The sequence below is a fragment of the Halomonas sp. 707B3 genome (assembly GCF_024158645.1).
Lineage (GTDB): Bacteria > Pseudomonadota > Gammaproteobacteria > Pseudomonadales > Halomonadaceae > Vreelandella > Vreelandella lionensis.
Window position 1 is genome coordinate 1 of the sequence record NZ_JAMZBE010000155.1, and the last position, 7,822, is coordinate 7,822.

Below are 7,822 nucleotides of genomic sequence, written 5' to 3' on the forward strand. Positions count from 1 at the left end.
GATTTTACCCGCCTGCGCCCTGGCAGGCGGCACGCTGCTGGTACTGGCCGACACCTTAGCGCGAACGATGATTGCCCCTGAACAGCTCCCCGTGGGCGTGATTACCGCGCTGCTGGGCGTGCCCACCTTCCTCTTTTTGCTCTACCGGAGCCGCTGATGACCCGCTTGGCGACTCAAGACCTGATCATCAACGTGCCGGGGCGCAGCGCAGGCACGGCGCTGAACCTCACCATCGAGCCAGGGCAGGTGTGGGGCGTGCTTGGCCCCAACGGGGCGGGCAAAACCACGCTGCTGCATACGCTGGCGGGGTTAAACGCCCCCCGTTCAGGGCAGGTGCTGATAGGCAACACGCCGCTTAGCCAACTGCGCAGGCGGCAAGTGGCGCAGCAGCTAGGGCTGGTGTTTCAAGAGCGGCTAGACGGCTTTCCCGCCACGGTGCTAGAGACCGCGCTGATTGGCCGCCACCCGTACCTTTCCCTGTGGCAGATGGAAGGTGCCGACGACTACGCCCGCGCCGAGGCCGCCCTGGAAGCGCTGGATGTGGCGCATCTTCGCCACCGCTTGGTCAACACGCTTTCCGGCGGTGAACGCCAGCGGGTAGCGATGGCGACGGTGCTTACCCAAGCGCCCAATATTTGGCTGGCGGACGAACCCACCAACCACCTGGATTTACACCACCAAAGCGCAGTAATGGCGCTAATGGCCGAGCAGGCCGCCCAGGGCAGCGCGGTGATGATGTGCCTGCACGATTTGAATTTAGCCGCCCGCTGGTGCGACCACATTCTGCTGCTCTACCCCAGCGGCGAAGCCTGCTGGGGCTCACGGGACACCATGCTGGTGCCCAGTGCGTTAGAAAGCCTCTACCGCCAAAAGCTCGCGGTGGTCGAGGTGGAGGGCGCGCCAGTGTTTGTGCCGATAAAAGGGTAACGCTTAGTGCTATAGCTCTTCCCGCCACGTATGGCGGGGCGCGAAGCCGACTAGTCGACGTGCTTTTTCGTTGCTGTAGAACGTCTCGAATTCGCCCATGTCGCGCTTGATGGGGACGCCAGCATAGAAGCGCTCGATCACTTCAGCGTTGGTTAGGCCAACCGAGAGATCGTCGTTGGCGACGTTGAACACTTGGTAGCCCAGGCCGTCCGTTTTCAGGCAGCAATCGACCATCTGGCCCAGGTCGCGGGCATCTATGTAGGCGAAAATATTGCGGCGACGTAGGGCCGGGTCATCCATGTAGGCCGGAAAATTCTGACGGTACTCGTGGGGCTCAATAACGTTGTTGATGCGTAGGCCGTAGATGTCGATGCCCGAACGCGCCTGGAAGGAGCGTGCGGTCACCTCGTTGACCACCTTGCTCATCGCATAGCTATCTTGAGGCACGGTGGGGTGCTCTTCATCGACGGGGAGGTAGTCCGGTTTCTTCTCGCCATCGGCAAAACAAATGCCATAGGTGGTCTCGCTGGAAGCGAAGATCACCTTAGGAATGCCCAGCTTGGTGGCGGCATCCAGCACGTTGTAGGTGCTCAGCGTATTGATGCGGTAGGTCTCATTATCCGGCCGATGCAGGATGGCGGGAATGGCGGCGAAATGAACAATGGCATCGTAACGCGGCACGCCGGTGCCCGGTTCAAGCTCTTCGAACCCTGCGTAGGCCTGGCACGCATTGAACACTTGGCCTGCATCGGTCAGGTCGGTTTTTAGAGTCGTGATGCCGGGCACGTCGGATACTGCCCAATCCAGATTGGTGACGCGATGACCTTGATCGCGAAGATAAGCAGTCGCATGGCGGCCAGCCTTGCCGCTGCCGCCAGTAAACAGAATACGCATGCGGAAAACTCCGGTGAGTGAAACAGAGCGGAACATAGAATCAAACGAAGACCTTCACCTTAGCAAAGAAAGGTTCGACCCGCAGACACTCAGCCGTTAACGCATGGACATGGAATCACCATTAACCGATAAACAGGATCGTTATGTTCCAGGGAAAAGCACACGCAGCGCTCATCAGCGCCCCCGGTTCGGGCCAGGGAAAATCTATGGTGACGGCGGCGCTGGCGCGGCTGCACCGCAACGCCGGGCGCACCGTGCGGGTATTCAAGCACGGCCCCGACTACCTAGACCCCATGGTGCAAGAGGTCGCTTCCGGCCAGCCGGTGTATCAGCTTCACCCCTGGATGACCGGCGAGCATGAGTGCCGCTGGCGCTTAGCCAAAGCCGCCCAAGAAGCCGACGTGATTTTGGTGGAAGGCTCTATGGGGCTATTCGATGGCTCGCCCTCCAGCGCGGACTTAGCCATTCTGGCGGGCATCCCCGCGCTGCCGGTGATCGATGCTTGGGGCATGGCACAAACCTTTGGCGCGGTAGCGCAGGGCTTGGCCAACTACCACCCCGATCTCGCCATTCACGAAGTGATCGCCAACCGCATCGGCAGCCCCGGCCACGGCAAGCTGTTGAATGAGAGCATGCCGGAAGGCATTGCGCTGTTGGGCGCGATTCCCCGTAATGACGCCATGAAAATCCCCGACCGCCACTTGGGCCTAGTGCAAGCCAGCGAGCTGAGCGGCCTGGATGCCCAGCTAGACGCCGCCGCCAACGTGTTAGAAGACGCCGGGCTAGGCCGCCTGCCCAAAGAAGTAACGCTAAGCGCTGATGCCCCCAAGCCCGTACCGGACTATTTGCGCGGCGTGCGCATTGCCATCGCCAAAGACGACGCCTTCGCGTTTATCTACCGCGCGAATCTCGATGTATTAGAAGAGATGGGCGCGACGCTGCACTTCTTCTCACCGCTCAACGACGCAGCACTACCAGAATGCGACGCGCTCTGGCTGCCCGGCGGCTACCCGGAGCTGCACGCCGCCCGCTTCAGCGCTAACCAGCCCATGCTAGAGGCGATCAGCGCCCACCACCGCGCAGGCAAACCGATACTGGCCGAGTGCGGGGGGCTCATGAGCTGTGTTGAGCAATTAGTCGATGGCGAAGGCAGTGCCCACGCCATGCTTGGGCTGCTGCCCGGCACCGCCAAAATGGCCGGTAAGCTGACAGCACTTGGGCTGCAAAGCCTACACACCCAAAGCGGCGAACTGCGCGGCCACACCTACCACCACTCGCTGTTGGAAACCTCCATGCAGCCGCTGGCCCGCACCCGCAAATTGGCAGGCAGCGAAGCCGAACCGATCTACCGTGATGGCGCGCTGGTAGCCAGCTACTTCCACGGTTACTTCCCTTCAGCGCCTAAATTGGTGGCGGATATCTTCACCGGCCAAGCGATAGGCTCTGTCTGAAAACTGGCTGCGCTCGGCCATACGGCGTTAAAAATCGGCTCAAAGTACTCATTTACAACATGTAAACTCCGTCTTTTCGCCGATTTTTGCCTTGTCTGACCTTCGCTCGCCGACTTTTCAGACAGAGCCTAGCGTAGTTATAGATAGGGGAAAGCGCAGCGACCGGCCTAAAAATATGGAAGGTTTTTCCATAAAGCAGCAGTGGGCTATCATAGAGCGGCGAGACACTCCCCAACCCTAAAGGAGCTACCATGAGCTTTTACGTCTACCTTTCCGGCGAGATTCACACTGACTGGCGTGAAGAGATCCAGCGCGGCGCAGAAGCGGCGGGCCTGGATGTGGTGTTTACCGCCCCGGTGACTGACCACGACGCCTCTGATGCCGCAGGCGACCACCTGGGCAAACCGGAGAACGGCTTCTGGCGCGACCACCAGTCCTCCAAAGTGAACGCCATCCGCACCCGCACGATGATCGAACAGGCGGATTTAGTGGTGGTGCGCTTTGGCGACAAGTACAAACAGTGGAACGCCGCCTTTGACGCAGGCTACTGCGCGGCACTGGCCAAGCCCTACATCACGCTGCACAGCGAAGATATTGTTCACCCGCTGAAAGAAGTCGACGCCCAAGCACAAGCCTGGTGCACCACCACCGATCAGGTCGTGGAAACTCTGCGCTACGTGCTGAAAGCGTAAAACACCCCAAGGAGACCCCATGCGCGAAAATGCCAAAACCCCAGAACGCCATGCCCAGCGCATGGCGGCCAAGCAGAAAATCATGAACGAGCGCATTGCCCGCGCCGATAAAGAGCAGGGCATCTTGCTGGTGCTTACTGGCCCCGGCAAAGGCAAAAGCAGCTCCGGTTTTGGCATGCTCGCCCGCGCCCTTGGCCACGGCATGAAGGTCGGCGTGGTGCAGTTCATCAAGGGCGCGTTCAGCACCGGCGAAGAAGCCTTCTTCCGCAACCTGCCCAACGTGGACTACCACGTAATGGGCGAAGGCTACACCTGGGACACCCAAGACCGCGAACGCGACGTCGCCGCCGCCAACGCCGCCTGGGAACAAGCCAAGCGCATGCTCCAAGACGACAGCTACCACATGGTGCTGCTCGACGAACTCAACATCGCCCTACGCTACGAATACCTCGACCTAGACCAAGTCCTCGACGACCTACAAGCCCGCCCCGCCATGCAACACGCCATCGTCACCGGCCGCTACGCCCCCCAACAACTCATCGACCTCGCCGACACCGTCACCGAAATGAAAGTGGTCAAACACGCCTTCAAAGACCAAGGCATCAAAGCCCAGAAAGGGATTGAGCTTTAAGGGGCAGTGGAGAATCGTAAGTGGTGAATGGTGAGGGGATGATAATCGAACCCTCATTACCCTGTGCTATGGCTATGGCTATGGCTATGGCGGCCTGAAGTTGTAGGAGGGAGCTTCAGCTCGCGATGATAAAGCCACATAGCCCAATCCTGTAGCGCGGCGTAACGACTGAGCGAGAGCAACGAGCGAAGAAGGCACCCGCGAAGGCGGCGTTCAGCCGCCCATCCACCACGCCATAAGAAACCACCCACCTCAAGTGCCGCACTCACTAAACCATCCACCCCTTAACCCAGCACAATTTCCCCAAAAATCTGCGTGACCAAAGCAAAATTTATGAATAGTGTATGATCAAATCGTAAAAACAAGCGGGTACGCGAATTTTGTATATGCTGCCATGCGCCATAAATAGTGTAATTTAAACAGCAGTTTACGGTCGTTAGGGTGGCTATGTAACATCAATTATCATGTTGGTACGTTCATTAGTATTATGCGGAAGGTTATATAATCACTCTTAGCTGGCTAAAGAAGGGGTCGAATATGATCAGAGGAACGATATACCTCGATTACAATGGTGAGCCTCAGTTTAAGGTTGATGTGAATCATTTCATATGGCGGGAGAATGAGGTTGTATTCGATTTTTCGGGTTCTGATGATGGCGCCAAGTACTCGGGTAGCTGTCGGCTGGTACGAAATAGCAAAGCATTTGAGGGCGGCGCATCTTATTGGTATGACGGAGAATCGAATGAGCATAAGGCTAGGGTAATACTCACCTTGGGCGTAGACGATGGCGTAATCTCAGCAACTGGAGCCTGGACCGATGATGGAGAAACTGAGCCATATGATCTTGATGTTGAGCTCCTTAATGACTGTAGCTAACAAGGTCAGTCACGGTGACGTCTTTTTTATTGCGGCTTTGCCTCCATTACAAAGCCGCGCTTGCTAGCGACAATAACTGTCCGAATCTATGAGAATCGTAACCTGGAACTGTAATGGAGCACTGAGGCGGAAACTTGTGCAAGCAGATAGCTTACAAGCTGACATTTTGGTGGTACAAGAGTGTGAAGACCCTGGGCTATCGACTCCCAGCTATAGGGAGTGGGCCGGTTCGTACCTGTGGTTGGGCGATTCAAAAAACCGTGGTATAGGCATTTTTCCCCGTAACGGTCATCGGATTGAAAAGGTAGATTGGAACGGCAGATTTTCTGTACCTGGGCTGTTCAGCGAAAGTGAAAGCCTAAACTGGAGTACGGAAGACCTCAGGCTCTTCCTTCCCTTTACCATCGACGGAGATTTCACTGTGCTTGCTGTCTGGACGAAGGGGCGCAATGAAGAGGTGTTTGGTTACATAGGTCAATTATGGAAGTATCTACAAATCCATCGAAAAGATCTAAGTGGGTCAAAGACAGTTATTCTCGGTGATTTTAATAGCAATGTGCGCTGGGATAAGCCTGACCGTTGGTGGAATCACTCGGACGTAGTTGCCGAGCTTGGTGAGATGGGGTTCAAAAGCCAATATCACCGAGCCTTCGAGGAAGAGCAGGGTAGTGAGACCAGCCCAACTTTTTTCTTGCAGCGAAACCGCCAGAAGGCTTACCACATTGACTACGTTTTTACCTCGGCCGATCTCACGGAAAAGTGTTCTCTGCAGATCGGCCAGCACGATGACTGGATTTCAACAAGTGACCATGTTCCATTGACGCTGAGCATCAATAGTTAATCAAAATTATCTGTAGCTCTCATGGTGCTCATGGTTTTAATGTCAGGGGAAAAGTCAAGGCGGCGTAAGTCGTCTGGGTAAGCTAAGGCGTTAATTGAGATTGCGTTTCGTCATCCTGAAGTTATTCGTGAGGATTTCGGGCTTAGCGCTAACAAGACGCGCAACAGTAAAATTCTCTTAAACCGTGACCAAAGAGCCGCAAGCCGCCTTGAGAGCCTTAGCGTAAACCACCACCTTATGCCACCCATCAGGAGCTAATATGTGGGACATGAAACCCAATTTACCTCTGGCCGTACAGCTGGCTAAAAGAGATGTGCCTGCTCTGGTTTACGATGCGGTGAATCTGGAAGGCGTTGCCATGACGCTGCCTGAGGTGCAGACCATTCTTGATGGTATTACCGTAGGTGGGCATCGCATCAGCGATCAGAACATGGCGATCAACCAAGCCAAAGCGTGGGCGTTCATTTTTGATTTGGTCGAGCAGGGTGAGTTTACATTCGACAAAAAAACGGCTCTGAGTATTCACGAGATCGCCGGAAAAGAAGAAGCGTTAGAGTGGGGTAAGTTCCGTTCAGGTTATGTCACTATCGCTGGCTCTGAGTATGAGCCGCCTGCTCCCGATGAGTTAGATGCAACATGGCGAGAAGTTGAGCAACAAGTCTACGGTGAGACGGATGTTTACGATCAGGGCATCACGGCATTTTTACAAATGGCTCGCGCTCAGTTTTTTTGGGACGTCAACAAGCGCACTGGCCGTTTCATGATGAACGGTATCTTGTTGGCTAACGGCTTCCCGGTGATCAACGTGCAAGCGAAGCGGCAGCAGGAATTTAATACATTGATGCTCGATTTTTATTCATCGAACGATATGCGAGCGATGAATACATTCCTGCGAAGCTGTTTAGATGAAAAAATTACTCGTAACTTCACGCTAGGCCTCAACATGGGTTAGCACGGGGGTTAATCATGAACACCCAAATTTAAAAGGCAATCCACCCTACCATGACCCGCAAAACCCTAAGCCTAAAAACCAAAAGGCCACCAGAGCCCAAACCCACCAACGACGTCGAAGACCCAACCACCAACGACCCCATAACACGCTTCCTAAACGGCACCGCCATCCATCCTTCCCCACGCCTGTATCTAGCGCCTAGTGATCAGCCGCGCACAGTGCGGGCGATGGATTTGATCACGCCCATCGGCATGGGGCAGCGGGGGTTGATTGTGGCACCGCCCGGTTCTGGCAAAACGACGCTGTTAAAGCATATCTGCCAAGCCGTGGCGGAGGCTTACCCGGATATAAAACTGTACGCCTTGCTGATTGATGAGCGCCCGGAAGAAGTCACCGATTTTAAGCGCAGCGTGTCGGCGGAAGTGCATGCCTCATCGTCCGATGAAAGCTATGCGAACCATGAATCGCCCCAGGTTTCGTAGACACCTCCAGGCCTTATACTAAAGGTATCTAGGAGGAACCATGAGCCATCCCCGCTACACTGAAGAATTCAAAATC

At 55.6% G+C, this 7,822-nt stretch carries 8 protein-coding genes and 1 pseudogene; 8 read left to right on the forward strand and 1 reads right to left on the reverse strand.

Annotation, left to right across the window (positions count from 1 at the left end; genetic code table 11):
• On the forward strand, positions 1-157 hold a 157-nt coding region (locus tag BIS10_RS15810), incomplete at its 5' end, for an iron chelate uptake ABC transporter family permease subunit (protein ID WP_253506565.1).
• Positions 157-927 (forward strand): ABC transporter ATP-binding protein, encoded by a 771-nt coding sequence (locus tag BIS10_RS15815; RefSeq protein ID WP_253506549.1) that lies wholly within the window; start codon positions 157-159, stop codon positions 925-927. The genes BIS10_RS15810 and BIS10_RS15815, both read left to right, overlap by 1 nt.
• A gap of 9 nt (positions 928-936) precedes the next feature.
• Here BIS10_RS15815 and BIS10_RS15820 read toward each other — a convergent pair whose 3' ends face one another.
• Complete coding sequence (locus tag BIS10_RS15820) at positions 937-1,821, reverse strand: NAD(P)-dependent oxidoreductase (protein WP_253506552.1); 885 nt, start codon at positions 1,819-1,821, stop codon at positions 937-939.
• Between the two features lie 143 nt (positions 1,822-1,964).
• Between BIS10_RS15820 and BIS10_RS15825 the strand changes: the two genes are divergently transcribed.
• The 6 genes and pseudogenes from BIS10_RS15825 to BIS10_RS15850 all read left to right on the forward strand — a co-directional run.
• Positions 1,965-3,272 carry a cobyrinate a,c-diamide synthase gene (locus BIS10_RS15825; RefSeq protein ID WP_253506555.1) on the forward strand — a complete coding sequence of 436 codons (1,308 nt, stop codon included), beginning with the start codon at positions 1,965-1,967 and terminating at the stop codon, positions 3,270-3,272.
• A 251-nt stretch (positions 3,273-3,523) separates the two neighbouring features.
• Complete coding sequence (locus BIS10_RS15830) at positions 3,524-3,964, forward strand: YtoQ family protein (RefSeq protein ID WP_253506559.1); 441 nt, start codon at positions 3,524-3,526, stop codon at positions 3,962-3,964.
• Positions 3,965-3,983: 19 nt separating this feature from the next.
• Positions 3,984-4,595, forward strand: a complete 612-nt coding sequence (gene cobO / locus BIS10_RS15835) for a cob(I)yrinic acid a,c-diamide adenosyltransferase (protein WP_153844090.1) — start codon at positions 3,984-3,986, stop codon at positions 4,593-4,595.
• A 964-nt stretch (positions 4,596-5,559) separates the two neighbouring features.
• On the forward strand, positions 5,560-6,312 hold the full coding sequence (locus tag BIS10_RS15840) for an endonuclease/exonuclease/phosphatase family protein (RefSeq protein ID WP_301282070.1): 753 nt from the start codon (positions 5,560-5,562) through the stop codon (positions 6,310-6,312).
• A 259-nt stretch (positions 6,313-6,571) separates the two neighbouring features.
• Positions 6,572-7,264, forward strand: a complete 693-nt coding sequence (locus tag BIS10_RS15845) for a Fic family protein (RefSeq protein WP_192859196.1) — start codon at positions 6,572-6,574, stop codon at positions 7,262-7,264.
• 50 nt (positions 7,265-7,314) lie between these two features.
• Positions 7,315-7,725 (forward strand): annotated as a pseudogene (locus tag BIS10_RS15850) (transcription termination factor Rho); the annotation flags it as partial.
• Between the last annotated feature and the right edge of the window lie 97 nt (positions 7,726-7,822).

What these genes read in the sequence shown, in the direction of transcription:
- BIS10_RS15840 (WP_301282070.1), top strand. Translation starts at nt 5,560, where the DNA reads ATGAGAATCGTAACCTGGAACTGTAATGGAGCACTGAGGCGGAAACTT.
- BIS10_RS15820 (WP_253506552.1), bottom strand. Translation starts at nt 1,821, where the DNA reads ATGCGTATTCTGTTTACTGGCGGCAGCGGCAAGGCTGGCCGCCATGCG.
- BIS10_RS15815 (WP_253506549.1), top strand. Translation starts at nt 157, where the DNA reads ATGACCCGCTTGGCGACTCAAGACCTGATCATCAACGTGCCGGGGCGC.
- BIS10_RS15845 (WP_192859196.1), top strand. Translation starts at nt 6,572, where the DNA reads ATGTGGGACATGAAACCCAATTTACCTCTGGCCGTACAGCTGGCTAAA.
- cobO (WP_153844090.1), top strand. Translation starts at nt 3,984, where the DNA reads ATGCGCGAAAATGCCAAAACCCCAGAACGCCATGCCCAGCGCATGGCG.
- BIS10_RS15830 (WP_253506559.1), top strand. Translation starts at nt 3,524, where the DNA reads ATGAGCTTTTACGTCTACCTTTCCGGCGAGATTCACACTGACTGGCGT.
- BIS10_RS15825 (WP_253506555.1), top strand. Translation starts at nt 1,965, where the DNA reads ATGTTCCAGGGAAAAGCACACGCAGCGCTCATCAGCGCCCCCGGTTCG.